This window comes from Streptomyces roseolus (genome assembly GCF_014649855.1).
Classification (GTDB): Bacteria; Actinomycetota; Actinomycetes; order Streptomycetales; family Streptomycetaceae; genus Streptomyces; species Streptomyces roseolus.
Window position 1 is genome coordinate 59,834 of the sequence record NZ_BMTV01000025.1, and the last position, 17,725, is coordinate 77,558.

The 17,725-nt window shown below is 71.7% G+C and carries 20 protein-coding genes; 13 read left to right on the forward strand and 7 right to left on the reverse strand.

Going from position 1 to position 17,725, the window contains the following annotated elements; all coding sequences use genetic code 11:
* Window positions 1-20 precede the first annotated feature (20 nt).
* Window positions 21-503, reverse strand: coding sequence for a PLD nuclease N-terminal domain-containing protein (locus IE245_RS27030; protein ID WP_373305406.1), 483 nt, complete (start codon window positions 501-503; stop codon window positions 21-23).
* Between the two features lie 105 nt (window positions 504-608).
* Here IE245_RS27030 and IE245_RS27035 point away from each other — a divergent pair, with 105 nt between their 5' ends.
* Genes IE245_RS27035 through IE245_RS27045 form a run of 3 tightly spaced genes read left to right on the forward strand, consistent with a single transcriptional unit; the run spans window position 609 to window position 3,665 of the window.
* Window positions 609-2,066 (forward strand): menaquinone biosynthesis decarboxylase, encoded by a 1,458-nt coding sequence (locus IE245_RS27035; protein ID WP_189952131.1) that lies wholly within the window; start codon window positions 609-611, stop codon window positions 2,064-2,066.
* Entirely contained in the window at window positions 2,063-2,965 is a 903-nt protein-coding gene (mqnP, locus tag IE245_RS27040; protein WP_189952133.1) for a menaquinone biosynthesis prenyltransferase MqnP, read from the forward strand. Before IE245_RS27035 ends, mqnP begins: the two co-directional genes overlap by 4 nt.
* 10 nt (window positions 2,966-2,975) lie before the next feature.
* On the forward strand, window positions 2,976-3,665 hold the full coding sequence (locus IE245_RS27045) for a UbiX family flavin prenyltransferase (protein ID WP_189952135.1): 690 nt from the start codon (window positions 2,976-2,978) through the stop codon (window positions 3,663-3,665).
* Here IE245_RS27045 and IE245_RS37810 read toward each other — a convergent pair.
* Window positions 3,662-3,787, reverse strand: a complete 126-nt coding sequence (locus tag IE245_RS37810) for a hypothetical protein (RefSeq protein WP_267883599.1) — start codon at window positions 3,785-3,787, stop codon at window positions 3,662-3,664. The two genes, IE245_RS27045 and IE245_RS37810, sit on opposite strands and share 4 nt — an antisense overlap.
* A 125-nt stretch (window positions 3,788-3,912) precedes the next feature.
* Here IE245_RS37810 and IE245_RS27050 point away from each other — a divergent pair, with 125 nt between their 5' ends.
* Window positions 3,913-4,368 carry an Lrp/AsnC family transcriptional regulator gene (locus IE245_RS27050; RefSeq protein ID WP_128976305.1) on the forward strand — a complete coding sequence of 152 codons (456 nt, stop codon included), beginning with the start codon at window positions 3,913-3,915 and terminating at the stop codon, window positions 4,366-4,368.
* Between the two features lie 92 nt (window positions 4,369-4,460).
* The gene (gene mqnE / locus IE245_RS27055; protein WP_189952233.1) at window positions 4,461-5,624 is read left to right on the forward strand and encodes an aminofutalosine synthase MqnE; all 1,164 of its coding nucleotides are present in this window, start codon (window positions 4,461-4,463) and stop codon (window positions 5,622-5,624) included.
* 48 nt (window positions 5,625-5,672) lie between these two features.
* Here the strand turns inward: mqnE and IE245_RS27060 are convergent, their stop codons facing one another.
* Complete coding sequence (locus IE245_RS27060; protein ID WP_189952136.1) at window positions 5,673-6,548, reverse strand: AraC family transcriptional regulator; 876 nt, start codon at window positions 6,546-6,548, stop codon at window positions 5,673-5,675.
* A gap of 78 nt (window positions 6,549-6,626) precedes the next feature.
* Window positions 6,627-7,160 carry a GNAT family N-acetyltransferase gene (locus tag IE245_RS27065; RefSeq protein ID WP_189952138.1) on the reverse strand — a complete coding sequence of 178 codons (534 nt, stop codon included), beginning with the start codon at window positions 7,158-7,160 and terminating at the stop codon, window positions 6,627-6,629.
* A 195-nt stretch (window positions 7,161-7,355) separates the two neighbouring features.
* On the opposite strand from IE245_RS27065, the gene IE245_RS27070 reads away from it, so the two are divergent.
* The 6 genes from IE245_RS27070 to IE245_RS27095 all read left to right on the forward strand — a co-directional run bounded on the left by IE245_RS27070 (window position 7,356) and on the right by IE245_RS27095 (window position 14,291).
* Window positions 7,356-7,622, forward strand: a complete 267-nt coding sequence (locus IE245_RS27070) for a DUF4229 domain-containing protein (protein ID WP_189952140.1) — start codon at window positions 7,356-7,358, stop codon at window positions 7,620-7,622.
* Window positions 7,623-7,652: 30 nt separating this feature from the next.
* On the forward strand, window positions 7,653-8,198 hold the full coding sequence (locus tag IE245_RS27075; protein WP_189952142.1) for a GntR family transcriptional regulator: 546 nt from the start codon (window positions 7,653-7,655) through the stop codon (window positions 8,196-8,198).
* Between the two features lie 408 nt (window positions 8,199-8,606).
* Window positions 8,607-9,944: a dicarboxylate/amino acid:cation symporter gene (locus tag IE245_RS27080; protein WP_189952143.1), complete on the forward strand. Its 1,338-nt coding sequence runs from the start codon at window positions 8,607-8,609 to the stop codon at window positions 9,942-9,944.
* A 160-nt stretch (window positions 9,945-10,104) separates the two neighbouring features.
* Window positions 10,105-11,598: an IS607 family element RNA-guided endonuclease TnpB gene (gene tnpB / locus IE245_RS27085; RefSeq protein WP_229851549.1), complete on the forward strand. Its 1,494-nt coding sequence runs from the start codon at window positions 10,105-10,107 to the stop codon at window positions 11,596-11,598.
* 89 nt (window positions 11,599-11,687) lie between these two features.
* Entirely contained in the window at window positions 11,688-12,305 is a 618-nt protein-coding gene (locus tag IE245_RS27090) for a TetR/AcrR family transcriptional regulator (RefSeq protein WP_229851563.1), read from the forward strand.
* A 102-nt stretch (window positions 12,306-12,407) separates the two neighbouring features.
* A complete protein-coding gene (locus tag IE245_RS27095) occupies window positions 12,408-14,291 on the forward strand; it encodes an AMP-dependent synthetase/ligase (protein WP_189952237.1) in 1,884 nt (627 codons plus the stop codon).
* 32 nt (window positions 14,292-14,323) lie between these two features.
* Here IE245_RS27095 and IE245_RS27100 read toward each other — a convergent pair whose 3' ends face one another.
* On the reverse strand, window positions 14,324-14,572 hold the full coding sequence (locus tag IE245_RS27100; protein WP_189952145.1) for an SCO4226 family nickel-binding protein: 249 nt from the start codon (window positions 14,570-14,572) through the stop codon (window positions 14,324-14,326).
* 31 nt (window positions 14,573-14,603) lie between these two features.
* Window positions 14,604-15,266, reverse strand: coding sequence for a pyridoxal 5'-phosphate synthase (locus tag IE245_RS27105; protein WP_189952147.1), 663 nt, complete (start codon window positions 15,264-15,266; stop codon window positions 14,604-14,606).
* Between the two features lie 91 nt (window positions 15,267-15,357).
* Here IE245_RS27105 and IE245_RS37275 point away from each other — a divergent pair, with 91 nt between their 5' ends.
* Window positions 15,358-15,777, forward strand: a complete 420-nt coding sequence (locus IE245_RS37275) for a nitroreductase/quinone reductase family protein (protein WP_229851551.1) — start codon at window positions 15,358-15,360, stop codon at window positions 15,775-15,777.
* Between the two features lie 114 nt (window positions 15,778-15,891).
* Here IE245_RS37275 and IE245_RS27115 read toward each other — a convergent pair whose 3' ends face one another.
* Window positions 15,892-16,539: a TetR family transcriptional regulator gene (locus IE245_RS27115; RefSeq protein WP_189952150.1), complete on the reverse strand. Its 648-nt coding sequence runs from the start codon at window positions 16,537-16,539 to the stop codon at window positions 15,892-15,894.
* A 244-nt stretch (window positions 16,540-16,783) separates the two neighbouring features.
* Here IE245_RS27115 and IE245_RS27120 point away from each other — a divergent pair, with 244 nt between their 5' ends.
* Window positions 16,784-17,674 carry a VOC family protein gene (locus IE245_RS27120; protein WP_189952152.1) on the forward strand — a complete coding sequence of 297 codons (891 nt, stop codon included), beginning with the start codon at window positions 16,784-16,786 and terminating at the stop codon, window positions 17,672-17,674.
* Window positions 17,675-17,725: the final 51 nt, after the last annotated feature.

Sequence of the window (17,725 nt, forward strand, 5' to 3'; positions counted from 1 at the left end):
GGAGCGGGCGCGGGTGCGGCTCACGCGTCCTTCTCCCCGTCGCCCTCTTCGCGGCCCTCGCGGCGCTTCGGTTCGTCCTCGCGGCGGCGCAGGTCCGCCTCCCAGTCCTCGAACAGGGCGTCGTCCTGGTCCTTCTTCTCCGGGGACTTCTCCGAGGACTCCTCAGGGGACGTGTCCGCCGGCTTCTCCGGGGACCTGTCCGCGGGCTTCTCCGCGGGCTTCCCCGCCGACCGCTCGTCCGACAGGGACTTCAGGAACTCGGGATTGTCGTCCGGCGCCACCCAGCCGCCCCTGCCGCCGCGCCCTCCCCAGCCGCCGCGCCCGTCGCCCGCCGTGATCCGCCGGGCCTTGCCCGCGAAGATCCAGACGATCGGGCCGACGATCCAGAACAGCAGGATGATGATGACCCAGGCCACCTTGGGCAGGTGCTTGACCTCGTCCTCGGGGGTGTTCAGGCAGTCGATGAAGGCATAGATCGTCAGCGCCAGCGGCAGGATGTACATCAATGCCCGAAGCATGTGGAGCAGCCCCCTGGAAGCGGTGGCGGGGGCGCGTCGAGTCGGCCCCGGTGACACCTCCAGCGTAGCCGGTGACCGATACTTGCCCGTATGGCTTACGACGATCTCCGCTCGCTGCTCAGGGCCCTGGAGCGTGAAGGCGACCTCAAGCGCATCAAGGCCGAAGTCGACCCGTACCTGGAGGTCGGGGAGATCGTCGACCGGGTGAACAAGGCAGGAGGGCCCGCGCTTCTCTTCGAGAACGTGAAGGGCTCCGCCATGCCGCTCGCGATGAACGTGTTCGGCACGGACCGGAGGCTCCTCAAGGCGCTCGGCCTGAAGTCGTACGGGGAGATCAGCGAGAAGATCGGCGGGCTGCTCAAGCCCGAGCTTCCGCAGGGCTTCATCGGCGTCCGGGAGGCCTTCGGCAAGCTGGGCTCGATGGTCCACGTGCCGCCGAAGAAGGTGAAGTCCTCGGACGCGCCCGTGCAGGAGGTCGTCCTCACCGGCGACGACGTCGACCTCGACCTGCTGCCCGCGCTCTTCACCTGGCCCAAGGACGGCGGCTCCTTCTTCAACCTGGGCCTCACCCACACCAAGCACCCCGAGACCGGCGTGCGGAACCTGGGCCTGTACCGGCTCCAGCGGCACGACAAGCGCACCATCGGCATGCACTGGCAGATCCACAAGGACAGCCGGAACCACTACGCGGTCGCCGCCGAGCGCGGCGAGCGGCTGCCGGTCGCGATCGCCTTCGGTTGCCCGCCGGCCGTCACGTACGCCTCCACCGCCCCGCTCCCCGGCGACATCGACGAGTACCTCTTCGCCGGCTTCGTGCAGGGCAAGCGGATCGAGATGGTCGACTGCAAGACCGTGCCGCTCCAGGTCCCGGCGAACGCCGAGGTCGTCGTCGAGGGCTGGCTGGAGCCGGGCGAGATGCTGCCGGAGGGCCCCTTCGGCGACCACACCGGCTTCTACACCCCGCAGGAACCGTTCCCCGCGCTGAAGATCGACTGCGTCACCATGCGGAAGCGCCCGCTGCTCCAGTCGATCGTGGTCGGCCGGCCGCCGACCGAGGACGGGCCGCTCGGGCGGGCGACGGAGCGCTTCTTCCTGCCGCTCCTCAAGATCATCATTCCGGACATCGTCGACTACCACCTGCCGGAGTCGGGCGGCTTCCACAACTGCGCGATCGTCTCGATCGACAAGAAGTACCCGAAGCACGCGCAGAAGGTCATGCACGCCATCTGGGGCGCCCACATGATGTCGCTGACCAAGCTGATCGTCGTGGTGGACAAGGACTGCGACGTGCACGACCTCCACGAGGTCTCCTGGCGCGCCCTCGGGAACACCGACTACGCCCGCGACCTGACGGTCGTCGAGGGTCCGGTGGACCACTTGGACCACGCCTCGTACCAGCAGTTCTGGGGCGGCAAGGCGGGCATCGACGCCACGAGGAAGCTGCCGGAGGAGGGCTACACCCGGGACGGCGGCTGGCCGGACATGGTGGAGTCGGACCCGGCGACGGCGGCCCTGGTGGACCGCCGCTGGAAGGAGTACGGCCTGTGACCACGGCCGCCGTCCCGGGCGCGCAGCCAGGGCGTACGAGGGCTTTCCTGCGGCTCGTGATGATCGAGCACTCGGTCTTCGCGCTGCCCTTCGCCTACATCGCCTCGCTGACGGCCATGTACCGGCTCGACCGGAAGATCGACTGGTGGACCCTCTTCCTCGTCACCGTCTGCATGGTGGGGCTCCGGACCTTCGCCATGGCCTGCAACCGGATCATCGACCGCGAGATCGACGCGCGTAATCCGCGCACGGCGGGCCGCGAGCTGGTCACGGGCGCGGTGTCGGTGCGGTCGGCGTGGACCGGGGCCGGGATCGCGGTGGTCGTCTTCCTCGGCGCCGCCGCCCTGCTGAACCCGCTCTGCCTGGCGCTCGCGCCGCTCGCCGTCGTCCCGATGGTGGTCTACCCGTACGGCAAGCGGTTCACGAACTTCCCGCACGCGATCCTCGGCCTCGCCCAGGCCATAGGGCCCCTCGGGGCCTGGCTCGCGGTGACGGGGGAGTGGTCCTGGGACGCGGTGATCCTGGGCCTCGCGGTCGGCGTCTGGATCGGCGGCTTCGACCTGATCTTCGCCTGCCAGGACGTGCAGGCGGACCGGGCGCACGGCGTGATGTCGGTGCCGGCCCGCTTCGGGATCCCGGCGGCGCTGTGGGGCGCCCGCGCCTCCGCGGTCGTCACCACGGGCCTGCTGGTCTGGTACGCGCTGGCCACGGACGCGGGCCTGTTCTTCTGGATCGGCCTGGTGATCGTCGTCGCGGCCTTCTGCTACGAGCACTCGATCGTGAAGCCGCACGACCTGTCGCGGCTGAACCGGGCGTTCTTCACGACGAACGGTTTCATCGGGATCTCGCTCTTCCTCTGCGCCCTGCTCGACCTGCTGGTCCGCGGGCTCACCCTCTAGGCTCCGGGACATGGACGACGGCAAGCGCACCCCGTGGGTCGTGGGGGTTTCCGGGGCGTCGGGGACGCCGTACGCGGCTTCCGTGCTGAGGGGGCTGCTCGCCGCGGGGGAGGGCGTCGACCTGATCGTCTCGCGGGCCTCGCGGCTGACGCTGCTCGACGAGACGGGGATCGGCTTCCGGGACGCGCACTGGCGCGAGGACCTGGCGGCGTGGCTGGCGCGGGGCGCGGACGGGAAGCCGGACGCGTACGACGTGCCGGTGGACGCTCTGGACGGCGTGCGGTACTGGGCGGCCGGCGACCTGGCGGCGGGGCCGTCCTCGGGGTCGTACCCGGCGAAGGGGATGCTGATCGTGCCGGCCTCGACCGCCGCGGTGGCGGGAGTGGCGCTCGGTCTGTCGAAGGACCTCTTGCAGCGGGTGGCGAGCGTGACGCTCAAGGAGCGGCGTCCGCTGGTCGTCGCGGTGCGGGAGACCCCGCTGAGCGGGCAGACGCTGAAGCAGATGGTGGCGCTGGACGAGGCGGGCGCCGTGGTGCTGCCCGCCTCTCCGGCGTTCTACGCGGGGGCGACGCACATCCAGGACCTGGTGGACTTCGTCGCCGGGCGGGTGCTCGACGCGGCAGGGGTGCCGCACGGGCTGTACCGCCGGTGGCGGGGGGAACTCGGAGGAGGAGCTCCGGGGGTTCCCCGTGCCGGTTAGCGCTTCTTCGCGGCCTTCTTCGGGGCGCGCTTCGAGGCGGAGGCGGTCTGGTGGGCACGCGAGCGGTTGGCCAGGTCCTGAAGCTCGCGCATACGGGCGTAGGCCATCTCGATCGTGTACACGGTGTTCTCACTCCTGAAAGATCGTCTTTGATCTGTTGAAAGATTCGCAGGCTCAAAACCCCTGCATGCCTTAGATTCTACACCTAAACTTGCGGTATCGCTGGACAATGGAAGGTCGTATACCTATGGACGCCGTGGACAGGCAGCTCATCCAGGCCCTGCGCGAGAACGGCCGCGCCTCGTACGCCGAGCTGGGCCGGCTCGTGGGGCTCTCCGGGCCCTCCGTCACCGACCGCATCAACCGCCTGGAGGCGGCCGGGGTCATCACCGGCTACCGCGCCACCGTCGACGCCGCCTCGCTCGGTCTCGGCGTCACCGCCCTCATCGGCATCTCCCTCTCCGACGCCGCCGACCACGAGGACGTGGCCCGCCGCCTGAAGGACCTCGCCGAGATCGAGGACTGCTGGTTCATCGCCGGCGACGACTCCTTCATGCTCAAGGTCCGCGCCAACGACGTCGACGGCCTGGAGAAGACCATCCGCCGCCTCTCCGGCACCAAGGGCGTGTCGAGGACCCGGACGACGATCGTGCTCTCCACCAAGTGGGAGAACCGGGTCGGGGACCTGCCCGAAGAGGCCTGACGCGGAGCGGCAATGGGGGTGCCTCCCGCCCGAAGGGTGGGGGAGTACGGTGGGTGAAGCCTGATTTCGTCGGATACATGGGAGGCGGCCGCATGGACGCGGGGCTCAAGCGGGAGCTGGAGCAGAAGGTGCTCGCCGGTGAGCGGCTGAGCCGTGAGGACGGCATCGCCCTCTACGACTCCGACGACCTCGCCTGGCTCGGCGGGCTGGCCCACGAGGTCAGGACCCGCAAGAACGGCGACGTGGTCCACTTCAATGTCAACCGGCATCTGAACATGACCAACGTCTGCACCGCCTCCTGCGCCTACTGCTCCTTCCAGCGCAAGCCGGGCGAGAAGGACGCGTACACGATGCGCATCGAGGAGGCCGTCCGCCTCGCCAAGGCGATGGAGAACGAGAACCTCACCGAGCTCCACATCGTCAACGGGCTCCACCCCAACCTGCCCTGGCGGTACTACCCCCGGTCGCTGAGCGAGCTGAAGAAGGCGCTGCCGAACGTCTCCCTCAAGGCCTTCACCGCCACCGAGATCCACCACTTCGAGACCATCTCGGGCCTGTCGGCCTCCGACATCCTCGACGAGCTCATCGAGGCGGGCCTGGAGTCGCTGACCGGCGGCGGCGCCGAGATCTTCGACTGGGAGGTCCGGCAGCACATCGTGGACCACCGCACCCACTGGGAGGACTGGTCCCGGATCCACCGCCTCGCCCACGAGAAGGGCCTGAAGACCCCCTCGACGATGCTGTACGGGCACATCGAGGAGCCGCGCCACCGCGTCGACCACGTGCTGCGGCTGCGGGAACTCCAGGACGAGACCGGCGGCTTCCAGGTCTTCATCCCGCTGCGCTACCAGCACGACTTCGTGGACATGCAGGACGGCAAGGTCCGCAACAAGCTCCAGGCGCGGACGACGATGGCGACCGGCGCGGAGGCCCTGAAGACCTTCGCGGTCTCCCGGCTCCTCTTCGACAACGTGCCGCACGTCAAGGTCTTCTGGGTCATGCACGGCGTGCAGACCGCCCAGCTCGCGCTCCAGCACGGGGCCGACGACATGGACGGCTCGGTGGTCGAGTACAAGATCACGCACGACGCCGACAACTACGGCACGCCGAACAAGCTCACCCGCGACGACCTGCTGGAACTGATCCGCGACGCCGGCTTCCGGCCGGTCGAGCGGAACACCCGGTACGAGATCATCCGCGAGTACCCGGGCCCGGACGCGGGGCGGCGGGAGACGCCGCAGGCGATGCGGGTCTGACGTCCGTCCACGGAGGAAGGGCCGGCGGGATCCCCGCCGGCCCTTCTCTCATGCCCCGGTGTGCTCCACCGGGATCCACAGCTCCGCCGCCGCGGTCTTCCAGTCCTCCGCCGGGCGGACCGAGAGGATCTCGGGGCCGGGGCGGCTCCGGTACGGGTTCGACGGGAACCACTCGGTGAAGACGTCCCGCCAGAGGTACTGGAGCGCCTGCGGGTAGGGGCCCTCGCTCTCGAAGACGGCCCAGGTGCCGGCGGGGACGCGGAGGCTCTCGTACGCCTCCGACGCCTCCGTCTCCTCGGGGCCGGTGACCGCGCCGTACCAGTGGTCGAGCTCCACGCCCTCCTCGCGGCTGTCGGTGAGGTGGACGACGGCGGAGACGAGTCCGGGGGGTGCTCCGGCCGAGAGGCCGGCGAGCCGGTCCAGGGTCTCCCGGCCGAGCCCCCGGATCTGCGCGGCGATCGCCGGGTTCTCGCCCTCGTGGACGAGCGGGACCCGGGCCCTGCTGCCGGTGATCCGGAAGGCGTCCCGGGTCGTGACGCGGTACTTCATGCTGCTGTTCCCTTCGACGACGAGGCGGAAGGACATGCGCGGCTGGGCGGTGAGCACGGCGCCCGCGCGGCGGGCCTCGCCGGGCCCGACGCCGTGCACGGCGCGGAACGCGCGGGCGAACGCCTCCCCGGAGCCGTAGCCGTACCGGACGGCGATCTCCAGGAGCGTCCGCTCGCCGGCGAGCACCTCGGCGCCGGCGACGGTGAGCCGCCTGCGCCGCACGTACTCCGACAGCGGCATCCCCGCGAGGGCGGAGAAGAGCCGCCGGAAGTGGTACTCGGACGTCGTGGCGATCCGGGCCAGCTCGGCCGGGTCGAGGTCGCCGTCGAGGCGCTCCTCGATGTGGTCGAGAGCCCGGTTCAGTCCGTCCAGCACGGTGGGTCCTTCCTGTTTCCTGCGATGCCCCCACCGTAGGAACGGGCGGCGGGGCGGCACCCGACAATCCGTGCCCGGTCAGGTCAGGGGCAGCAGCATGGTGATGTCGTCGCGGTCGTCGCCGGGAGCCACGCGGATGGCGCCGGGGACGCGCCCGACCTCCTTGTACCCGGCCTTCGCGTAGAAGGCGTCCACGCCGGTGCCACCGCGGACGCTGAGCCGGATGGCCTCGATCGCCTCGAAGCCGGGGGCGGTGCGGGCGGTGTGCTCGACGGCCGCCATCAGGTCGCGACCGTACCCCTTGCCCTGGTGCTTCGGGTGGACCATCACCGTGTACAGCCACACCCAGTGGGTCATCAGGCGGTGGGCGTTGAAGGTGAAGAAGGCGGTGGCGGCGACCTCCCCGTCCTCGTCGCGCCCGACCAGGAGCCGGGTGGTGCCCTGGACCATGGCGGCGAGGTGGGTGCGGAGGGCGGGACGGATCTCCTCGGCGGTGACGGGCGGGACGAAGCCGACGGCGCCGCCGGCGTTGGAGACGTCGGCCCAGAGGGCGAGGATGCCGTCGGTCAGGGCCGGGTCGACGGCCGGATCAGCCTCGAAAGTAAGGGTCATAAATGGACTGTATCTATTACTCGCGGCGTGCCTCAAGGGGATTCCGCCCCTCGGACGCCCGTCGGCCGGGGCGGGCGTAACCGGCCCCCGCCTCCGGCGGGCGCCCCTCCCCGTGCTTCACTGGGGGACGCTCGTCCCGTAATGGGAAGGTTCGGCACCCCGGAACCCCGGAACCTCGGAACGAAAGAGTGGGTCATGCTCCGCTACTCGCTGATGCGCCTCGGCATCTTCGCCGGGTGTTTCCTCGCCCTGTGGGGCCTCGTCTACGTCGGCGCGCTCCCGCGCGGCCTCGGCGACTCCAACCTCCTGTGGGTCCTGCTCCTCTCCATCGTCGTCTCGGCCCCCCTGAGCTTCGTCCTGCTCCGCAGGCAGCGCGACGACCTGAGCACCGAGATCGTCGAGAAGGTCGACCGCGCCAAGAACCGCCTCCACGACAACCGCACCCGCGAGGACGCGGTCTAGGACGAGCCGGCTCCGCCCGGAGGCACGTACATGGCGGACGATGCGTGGATCGGCGAGGCCGCGCCGTACCTGGCCCCGCGCGAGGCCGGGCAGAGTGACGCGTGGACCGACGAGGCCGCTCGCCGCGGGCGCCGGGGCGGGCAGCGGCTTCTCCACGCGGGTGAGGTGGAGGCCCCCGAGGCCGTGCGGGCGGCCCTCGGGCTGTCCGTCGGTGAGCGGGCGGTCGTGCGGCGCCGGCTGATCCTGCTGGACGACCGGCCCGTCGAGCTGGCCGATTCGTACTACCCCCTCTCCGTCGCCTCCGGCACCTCCCTGGCCGAGCCGCGCAAGGTGCCCGGCGGTGCCGTCACCCTGCTCGAGGAGCTCGGGTACGTCGGGGCGGAGGTCGTCGAGGACGTGAGTGCCGGGCTGGCCGCCGGGGAGGAGCGCGAGCACCTCGGGCTGGCCGAGGGGAGTGCCGTCCTCCGGCTGCTGCGGCTGACGCGGACCGCCGACGGGACGCCCATGGAAGCGGCCCTGATGGTCATGCCGGACGGCAGGCACCTCACCTACCGGCTCGGGAGGCGGGACGCGTGAGGGCGGTACCGGCTCTCCGTGGAGGGCGGGGAGATGTAGGGGCCGCGTAAGGTACCTCACAGATCGGGCACCCCTGGTGTGAGCCGGACGGCTCTCACCAGGGGTGTTGGCGTTTCGGCCGGAGGTGGCCGGTTCTTCGTCTCAAAGAAGGGCTTTGAGGTTCTCAAAGTTCAAGTGTTAACGTATCGACCATGACGACAGCAGAGCGCCTCCTCGACGCCGCGGGCACCCCGCTCGTGGCGCGCCTGCACGTCGATCTCTGCCGCTGTATGTCCGCGGCCTGTTGTCGCCGCGAGTCCTGAGGCCCCGGCCTCCCCGGCAGCATGCAGCGGCGCCCCGCGCGAGAGCGCGTGAGTGTGCCGCACCCCCCATTCCGTATTCCCCGATACGCATCAGTGGAGTGTGTTCGTGTCCGCGTCCGCGTCCGCCACCGAGGCCAAGCCCTCGTCCCGGATACCCAAGATCCCCTTCTGGGCCCAGATCGTCGCCGGTCTCGTCCTCGGCGTCCTGCTCGGCTGGATCGCCCGGAGCCAGGACGTCGCCTGGCTGAAGGAGACCCTGATCCAGGTCGGCGGCATCTTCGTCCAGCTGCTGAAGCTGGCCGTCGCCCCGCTCGTGTTCTTCGCGATCCTCGTCTCGATCACCAACCTCCGGAAGGTCAACAACGCGGCCCGCCTCGCCGCCCAGACCCTCCTCTGGTTCATGATCACCTCGCTCGTCGCGGTCGCCATCGGCATCACGATCGGCCTGGTCACCAACCCCGGCGCCGGCACCGGCCTCACCCCCGCCGACGGCAAGGCCCCCGAGGGCCAGGGCAGCTGGATCGACTTCCTCACCGGCATCATCCCGACGGACGTCATCACGCCCTTCACCGAGCTGAACGTCCTCCAGATCGTCTTCATGGCCGCCGTCGCCGGCATCGCCGCCCTCAAGCTCGGCGAGAAGGCCCAGCCGATCCTCTCCCTCTCCGAGTCGATCCTGGAGCTGCTCCAGAAGGCCCTGTGGTGGGTCATCCGCCTCGCCCCGATCGGCACCGCCGGCCTCATCGGCAAGGCGATCGTCAACTACGGCTGGGACCTCCTCGGCAAGTACGCGACCTTCACCGCCGACGTCTACATCGGCTGCGCCCTGGTCCTCTTCGGCGTCTACCCGCTGCTCCTCGCGACCGTCGCCAAGGTGAACCCGGTCCAGTTCTTCAAGGGCGCCTGGCCCGCCATCCAGCTGGCCTTCGTCTCCCGCTCCTCGGTCGGCACCATGCCGGTCACCCAGCGCGTCACCGAGCGCCTCGGCGTCCCGAAGGAGTACGCCTCCTTCGCCGTCCCGTTCGGCGCCACCACCAAGATGGACGGCTGCGCCGCGATCTACCCGGCGCTCGCCGCGATCTTCATCGCGCAGATCTTCGACGTGCAGCTCGGCGTCAAGGAGTACCTGCTCATCGCCTTCGTCTCGGTGATCGGCTCCGCCGCCACCGCCGGCCTCACCGGCGCCACGGTCATGCTGACGCTGACCCTCTCCACCCTGGGCCTCCCGCTGGAGGGCGTCGGCCTGCTCATGGCGATCGACCCGATCCTCGACATGATCCGGACCGCCACCAACGTCGCCGGCCAGGCGCTCGTCCCGGTGATCGTCTCCGCCCGCGAGAAGATCCTCGACCTGACCGCGTACGAGAACGCCTCGGCGTCCCCGATCGACGGCCCCGAGGACGCCCGCGAGGCGGCCCCGGAGAAGGTCGCGGTCGCGGCCTGACCCGTCTCTCCGGAAGTCTTCGTCACCCTCGTCCCGTCCGGGCGAGGGTGACGGCTGCTACAGGCGTTCTCTCTGTTCTCGGCCGCCTCCAGCCGGTCATCCTGCTTCCCGTGACGCTTTCGGGGCGGGCGCGTCCTGCCGGGACCGGCGAGGCTGTGGAGTGAACAAATTCCGGCAGCGACCCGGGTTCGTGGTGCAGGCGTTCCGGTTCGCGCTGGACCCGAACGCCGGCCAGGAACAGGCGCTCCGCTCGCACTGCGGCGCAGCCCGTGCCGCGTACAACTGGGCCGTGGCGTGGGTGACCGCGTCATGGAGGCAGCGCGGGGCCGAGAAGACGTACGGCATCCCCGAGGGGGAGCTGACGCCATGGCGACCGTGGTCGCTGCCCTCCCTCCGGAAGGCGTTCAACGAGGCCAAGAAGACCGACCCGAGGTTCGCCGACTGGTGGGAGGAGAACTCCAAGGAGGCGTACGGCACCGGCCTGTCGAACGCCGCCGCCGCGTTCGACAACTACACCGGGTCGAAGAACGGCAAGCGGCGCGGCAGGAGAATGGGCGCACCCCGGTTCAAGGCGAAGCGGAAGGCCCGTCCGGCCTGTCGGTTCACCACCGGCACGATCCGCGTCGAGGACGGTCGGCATGTGACGCTGCCGAGGCTGGGCACGATCCGCACTCATGAGCCCACCGTCAACCTTCTCGCGCGCGTGCGGACCGGGACAGCGCGCGTCCTGTCCGCGACCGTGCGGCACGAGCGCGGGCGCTGGTTCGTCTCCTTCCAGGCCGAGGTGAAGCGGGAACTGGTCCGTGTCACCCGCCCCGAAGCCGCTGTAGGGGTGGACCTCGGGGTGAGGTTTCTGGCGGTGCTGGCCGACAGTGCGGGCGAGATCCGCACCGTGCCCAACCCCCGGCACTACGACCAGGCGCTGAAGCTGCTGCGCAGGGCCTCCCCCGCGGTGTCCCGCCGTCGGGGACCGGACCGCCGTACCGGCCGGAAGGCGTCCAGGCGGTGGGAGAGGGCCGACGCGGCCCGCAACAAGGTGCACCACCGCGTGGCGAACCTCCGGGCCGATGCCCTGCACAAGCTCACCAGCGCGCTGGCGGCCGAGTACGGCACCATCGTGATCGAAGACCTCAATGTCGCCGGAATGCTCCGCAACCGGCGCCTGGCCCGCCGGATCGCCGATGCCGGGTTCGGCGAGATCCGACGGCAGCTCACCTACAAGACCCGGCGACGGCACGGCACCCGCCTCATCATGGCCGACCGTTGGTATCCGTCCTCCAAGACCTGTTCCGGCTGCGGCGCGGTGAAAGCCAAACTGCCGCTGCACATCCGGACCTATGAGTGCGACCTGTGCGGCCTGGTCATCGACCGGGACGACAACGCCGGACTCAATCTCGTCGCCCTCGCGGCGACTGGCACGAACGGTACCGGGGTGGCCGGAGACCGGGACACCCCAGCGGTGTCGAAGCCTCGTGGAGCCGACCAGAAGACCCGCATCACCCGCCCCGTCGCAAGACGGAGGCGGGGCGGGCAGGCGGCGCGATCCCTGCCGCGTGCGGGAAGGAAACGAGAGACCGTACCCGAACCGAAGCCCTCGCGCTCTGGTGACGAGACGGACCTTCCGGGCAGTGATGCCCGGAATGCCGAGACCTGACGGTGGCCCCGGCAACAGCACGTAGGCTTCCCGGGCGGACGATCGATCGTGGAAGCGGGGCGGAGAGACGCGTGGCGGGGACCAAGAGGCTGCCTCGGGCCGTGCGCGAGCGGCAGATGATGGACGCCGCCGTGACGTGCTTCGCGCGGCAGGGGTACCAGGCGGCCTCGATGGACGAGATCGCCGAGCTGGCGGGCGTGTCCAAGCCGCTCGTCTACCTGTACCTGAACTCCAAGGAGGAGCTCTTCACCGCCTGCATCCGGCGGGAGGCCCAGGCCCTGCTCGCGGCCGTCGCCGAGGCCGTGGCCGACGGGTCCGCGCCGCCGGACGAGCGGCTGTGGGCGGGACTCCTCGCCTTCTTCGGGCACGCCGCCGACCACCCCGACGCGTGGGCCGTGCTCAGCCGGCACGCCCGCACCCAGGGCGAGCCCTTCGCGACCGAGGCGGCGCGGATGCGGGAGGAGATCGCCGACTTCGTCACCGGGCTCATCGGCGAGGCCGCGCGCGCCGCGCACGGACCGGTCGAGATCGGCGAGCGGGACGTGGCGGCGCTGGCGCAGGCGCTGGTGGGGTCCGCCGAGTCGCTGGCGACCTGGGCCAACGAGACGCCGGGGGCGACGGCCCGGGAGGCGGCGGCCACCCTGATGAACTTCGCCTGGTCCGGGCTCGGGAACCTCATGAAAAACGAGCGCTGGTCTCCCCGTTGAGCCTTACCGCACAGTAAGGTTACCGGCTAGTCACGCCTCGGGTCCCCGGACCCGGCCCCCGCACGGCCCGCACTTCTGCTCCACGACGTACGACCTTCGTCCATCGCGCAGACCGAGGAGCCGCCCGTGTCGACCGAGCTCGCCTTCCTCCGCGTCGACGGACGGGTGCGGGAGGTCTCCGCGCCCGCGCTCGTGCCCCGCGTCGAGCGCGGTTCGCTCGCCGACCTTCCGTACGACAACGCCCGGCAGGAACCCGACGCCGTCGTCTTCTCCCGGAAGGACGAGGACGGGAACTGGCGGGACGTCACCGCCGGCCGCTTCGCCGCCGACGTGCACTCCGTCGCCAAGGGGCTCATCGCCCACGGGCTGCGCCCCGGCGACCGGCTCGCGCTGATGGCCCGCACCACCTACGAGTGGACGCTCGTCGACTTCGCCGCCTGGGCCGCCGGGCTCGTCACCGTCCCCCTCTACCCGACCTCCTCCGCCTTCCAGGCGCGCTGGATCCTCCAGGACTCCGGCGCCGTCGCCTGCGTCGCCGAGGACGCCGGACAGGCGCGGCTCGTCTCCGCCGAGCGCCGCCAACTGCCCGGCCTCCGCCACCTCTGGGTCCTCGACGCGGGCGCCGTCGAACAGCTGCGGCGGGCCGGGGCGCGGGTCCCGGACGAGACGGTGACGGCCCGGCGCGGGCTCCTCACCCCGGACGCCCTCGCCACCCTCGTCTACACCTCCGGCACCACCGGCCGTCCCAAGGGCTGCGCCCTCACCCACGCCAACTTCTTCGCCGAGGTCGACAACGCGGTCAGGCTCCTCCACCCGGTCTTCGCCCCCGAGGGCGGCGAACCGCCGTCCACCCTGCTCTTCCTGCCGCTCTCGCACGTCTTCGGGCGGATGGTGGCGGTGGGCTGCGTCCGGGCACGGGTACGCGTCGGGCACGCGCCGTCCGTGGAGGGCGACGGCCTCCTCGCCGACCTGACCGGCTTCCGGCCGACGTTCCTCCTCGCGATCCCGTACGTGATGGAGAAGGTCTACGACCGGGCCCGGGCCACCGCAGAACGCTCCGGGAGGGGCGCCGCCTTCGACCGGGCCGCGCGGGCCGCCCGCCGCTTCGGGCGGACCGAGACGCCCTCGCTGTCGGTGCGGGCGGCGCGCGCCCTGTACGACCCGCTGGTCTACCGCCGGATCCGGGCGGCGCTCGGCGGACGCGTCCGGTACGTGATCTGCGGCGGCTCGCCGCTGGGCGTCCGGCTCACGGAGTTCTTCCGGGGCGCGGGCGTCGAGGTCTTCGAGGGGTACGGCCTGACGGAGACGACGGCCGCGTCCACCGTCACCCCGCCGCTCGCGCCCCGCACCGGCACCGTCGGGCTGCCGCTGCCCGGCACGGGGGTGCGGATCGCCGACGACGGGGAGGTGTGGTTGCGCGGCCCCCACGTCTTCGCCGGGTACTGGGACGCGCAGCGCGGCACCGCCGTCCCCCACACCGACGGGGGCTGGTTCCCGACCGGCGACCTCGGTGCGCTGGACGAGGACGGCTACCTCACCATCACCGGCCGCAAGAAGGACCTCCTCATCACCTCCGCGGGCAAGAACGTCGCCCCGGCCCCGCTGGAGGACTGGCTGCGCGCCCACCCGCTGGTCGCCCAGTGCATGGTCGTCGGCGACGACCGTCCGTACGTCTCCGCGCTGATCACCCTCGACCACGAGGGGCTCGCCCACTGGCGGCGGATGCGGCAGAAGGACCACCTGGCGCTGTGGGAGCTGACGCGGGACCCCGAGCTGCTGGCGGTGGTGCAGAAGGCGGTGGACGACGCCAACCGGCTCGTCTCCCGGGCCGAGTCCATCCGCGCCTTCCGCCTCCTGACCACCGAGTTCTCCGAGGCCTCGGGCCACCTCACCCCCTCGCTGAAGCTCCGGCGGCGGGCGGTGCTTCGGGACTTCGCGCGGGAAGTCGAGGAGATGTACGGGCCCGGGGGCGGGGAGTACGCGTAGGGGCGCCCCGCCGGGGGCGCCCGGGATCGCGCTCACACCGTGAGGGGCACCTCGTGGATCTCGTCGGCCGCGTGGCCGGTCCGCTCGTGGATCCGCTGCACGGCGTCGGCGGACGGGCCCGTCGACAGGCAGTAGACGGTGCCGGACTCGGGGTCCGCCCACGCCTGCTGGAAGTGGACCCCTTCCTCCTTCTCGATGGCGAGGTCGGCGCGGTGGGCTTCGAGGAGCTGGTCCGCCGTGATCCCGACCATGCCGCGGTGCACGTCCATGTAGGTCGCCATGGTTCTCACACCTCCTCTCCATGGTGCGCCCTCAGGGCCAGAGCAGCTCCTTGGCCCAGCCGGAGGGGGCGTCGGGGGTCCGGCGGTAGCGGAGGCGGAGGTGGCGGCGGCGGGCGTCGCCCTGGAAGAACTCGACCTCGGCCGGTTCGACGACGTACAGGGTCCAGGTGGGGGCGTCGGCGTCCGGCTCGGCCTCCGCGCGCGCCCACGCGGCGGCGCTCGCCTCCGCGAGGGTCTCGAGGGAGTCGAGGAGTTCGCTCTGGCGGCCGGTGAGCGCGGCGGCGAGGGCGCCGGTGGTGCGGGCGTGCAGGTCCGCGTACGCCTCCTCGCGGCTCGCGGTGGCGACGCGGCCCCTGACCCGGACCTGGCGGCCCCGGACCGGCCAGTAGAAGCCCAGCGCGGCCTCCGGGTTGGCGGCCAGCTGCCGGCCCTTCGCGCTGGTGGCGTGCGAGGCGAAGTGCCAGCCGCGGTCGTCGGCGTCGTGCAGCATCACGGTGCGGACGTCGGGGCGGGCGTCCGGGCCGGCCGTGGCGAGGGAGAGCGTGTGCGGTTCGCTCTGGCCGGCGGCGACGGCGTCGAGGAACCAGGAGTGGAAGAGGGGGAGGGGGTCGGCGGGGGCGGCGGCCGGGTCGAAGGCGGGCAGCTCGGTATCCCAGACGCGCAGCGAGCGCAGGGCGTGGTGGAAGTCGCTCATGGGGAGAGCCTAGGAGGGGGTGCTCACGCGCGGTGGAGCCGTACACGAGGAGGACCGCCTCGGCGCGCCCCGCGGCGATCGCGTCGGCCGCGTGGGTGGCCATGACCTTTCAGGTGGCGCCGCCGACCGTGGTGGAGTCCATCCGGGTGGGGCGCAGGCCGAGGTATTCGGCGACCTCCACGGGGGCGAGCGCGCCGAGTCCGGCGGAGGCGAGGCCGTCGACGAGGGAGCGGTCGAGTCCGCTGTCGGCGAGGGCGCGCCGGGCGGCCTGGGCGTGGAGCGCGTGGGGGGTGGCCCCGTCGACCCGGCCGCAGTCGGAGAGCGCGACGCCGGCGACGGCGACCCGGCGCCGGCCGGGACGGGCGAGACGATCCCCGTGCGGGCCGAGCGGCTGACGGGGGAGGATCGGGCGGCGGCCTGGAAGGCGGCCCTCGCCCTCTGGCCGCCGTACGCCTCCTACCAGGCCCGGGTCGAGCGCGAGATCCGGCTCTTCCGGCTCACCCGCGGGTGACCGGGTCCGGACACGACGACGCCGACGGCGGTCCCGCCCCGCGCGGGGGACGGTGACCGGCGTCGGCGTCGACGACAGGACGGTGAAGGAACGGGCTCCGGTACGGTTCCGGGCCTATCTGACCGGCTTCTTGCCGGTGATGCCCAGATGTACCAACAGCGCGAGGTTCGGCTTGAGTTCGGCCTGCTTCACGCCCCAGGTGGTGAAGCCCTTCTGGTGGCCGGCGACCGAGGCCAGCATCGCCACCAGCGAGCCGGCCATCGCGGCCGCGCTGACCTCCTTGTCGACCTTGCCCTTGGTCTGGAGCTCCTTCACCGCGTCCGTCAGGGAGTTGGTGACCGAGTTCAGGATCTTCATGCGGATCTTGTAGAACCGCTTGTCGCCCTCCGCGGCGCCGAGGTCCACGACCCGCAGGATCGCGTCGTGCTTCCGCCAGAAGTCGAGGAAGCCGTCGACGAGTTCCTCGGAGGTCTGCCAGGCGGCCTTGCCGACCCAGGAGCGGCCGGATACCAGCTCGGTCAATCCGGCGCCCTCCTTCGCCATTTCCTCCGCGATCTCCAGGACGGCGCCTTCGACGTCCGGGAAGTACTGATAGAACGTCGCGGGTGAAGTACCCGCCTTCCGGGCCACGTCGATGACCTTGACGTCCCGGTACGGCGAGGAGCTGAGCATCTCACCGAGGCAGTCGAGCAGCTTCTGCCGCGTCGCCTGGCCGCGTCGTCCGGCCACGCGGCCGTCGACGGTGCGTACTTGTCCTGTCATGCCGTCAGCTTACCGAGGGGGGGTCAGCGCGCGATTCGGCCGACTGCAAATGGGGTGCACACCGTTCTCCGAGGTCGGCGGGGGTCTCCCCGGCGCGTCGCGCGACGGGATCGCGCCAGGGCCCGCCGCCGTCCCCCCCGCCGGCCCCCCGGACGCACGGCCCGGGGACGGCCCCCGCGAAGGCCCCGCCCCGGACGGCGCACACCGGAGCGCGGCCCCGCCACCGCCGCCCTAGCGTGGGGCCATGGCCGTATACACGGAAGGCACCCCCTGCTGGGTGGACGCGCAGCTCCCCGACCTGGAGGCGGGCAAGCGCTTCTACGGCGAGCTGTTCGGCTGGACCTTCGACGACGACCGCGACGAGGCCCTCCTCGACGGCCGCAGGGTCGCCGGACTCCTCCCCAAGCGGGACGGCCGCATGCCCACCACCTGGACCGTCTACCTCGCCACCCGGGACGCCGGCACCGTCGCCGCCCGGGTGAAGGCCGCCGGCGGGCAGATGGTCATGGAGCCGTACCCCGTCGGCCCCTTCGGCGTCCTCGCCCTGGCCGCCGACCCCGGCGGCGCCGTCCTCGGCCTGCGCCAGTCGGGAGAGGACGACGGCTTCGAAGTGATCAACGAGCCGGGCTCCTTCTGCTGGATGGAGGTGTACACCCGCCGCCCCGGCCCCGTGGACACCTTCTACGCCTCCGTCTTCGGCTGGCTGGGCCGCCAGGCCGACCCCGAGGAGGAGGGCAAGGAGGCCGGCTTCGACTACCGCGTCTGGTCCCCGCCCGGCTCCCGCCCCGGCGACGACACCGCCTTCGGTGGCCGGGCCGTCATCACCGACGCCTTCCCCGCCGAGATGCCGGGCCACGTCCTGGTCTACTTCGCCGTCCGCGACTGCGACGAGGCCTGCGCCACCACCGTCCGCCTCGGCGGCCGGGTCGCCGAACCCCCCGTCGACACCCCCTACGGCCGCATCGCCGTCCTCCACGACAACCAGGGCGCCCGCTTCGCCGTCCTCGCCGAACCCACCCCCGCCGACCCCCTCGACGCCCCCGGGGAACCGGCCGCCCTCTCCACCGACACCACCCCCCTCGAGACCCCCGCCCCCACCGTGTCCACCCTCTCGGAGCCCACCGCCGAGCCGTGAGCGATCCGCTCCGCGCGACCCGTGACACCCCGATCCGCCCCCGGGTTCGCA

What these genes read in the sequence shown, in the direction of transcription:
- IE245_RS27105 (WP_189952147.1), bottom strand. Translation starts at nt 15,266, where the DNA reads ATGAGCGACTTCCACCACGCCCTGCGCTCGCTGCGCGTCTGGGATACC.
- IE245_RS27065 (WP_189952138.1), bottom strand. Translation starts at nt 7,160, where the DNA reads ATGACCCTTACTTTCGAGGCTGATCCGGCCGTCGACCCGGCCCTGACC.
- IE245_RS27045 (WP_189952135.1), top strand. Translation starts at nt 2,976, where the DNA reads ATGGACGACGGCAAGCGCACCCCGTGGGTCGTGGGGGTTTCCGGGGCG.
- IE245_RS27070 (WP_189952140.1), top strand. Translation starts at nt 7,356, where the DNA reads ATGCTCCGCTACTCGCTGATGCGCCTCGGCATCTTCGCCGGGTGTTTC.
- IE245_RS27030 (WP_373305406.1), bottom strand. Translation starts at nt 503, where the DNA reads ATGTACATCCTGCCGCTGGCGCTGACGATCTATGCCTTCATCGACTGC.
- mqnE (WP_189952233.1), top strand. Translation starts at nt 4,461, where the DNA reads ATGGACGCGGGGCTCAAGCGGGAGCTGGAGCAGAAGGTGCTCGCCGGT.
- IE245_RS27075 (WP_189952142.1), top strand. Translation starts at nt 7,653, where the DNA reads ATGGCGGACGATGCGTGGATCGGCGAGGCCGCGCCGTACCTGGCCCCG.
- IE245_RS27115 (WP_189952150.1), bottom strand. Translation starts at nt 16,539, where the DNA reads ATGACAGGACAAGTACGCACCGTCGACGGCCGCGTGGCCGGACGACGC.
- IE245_RS27120 (WP_189952152.1), top strand. Translation starts at nt 16,784, where the DNA reads ATGGCCGTATACACGGAAGGCACCCCCTGCTGGGTGGACGCGCAGCTC.
- IE245_RS27100 (WP_189952145.1), bottom strand. Translation starts at nt 14,572, where the DNA reads ATGGCGACCTACATGGACGTGCACCGCGGCATGGTCGGGATCACGGCG.
- IE245_RS27050 (WP_128976305.1), top strand. Translation starts at nt 3,913, where the DNA reads ATGGACGCCGTGGACAGGCAGCTCATCCAGGCCCTGCGCGAGAACGGC.
- IE245_RS27035 (WP_189952131.1), top strand. Translation starts at nt 609, where the DNA reads ATGGCTTACGACGATCTCCGCTCGCTGCTCAGGGCCCTGGAGCGTGAA.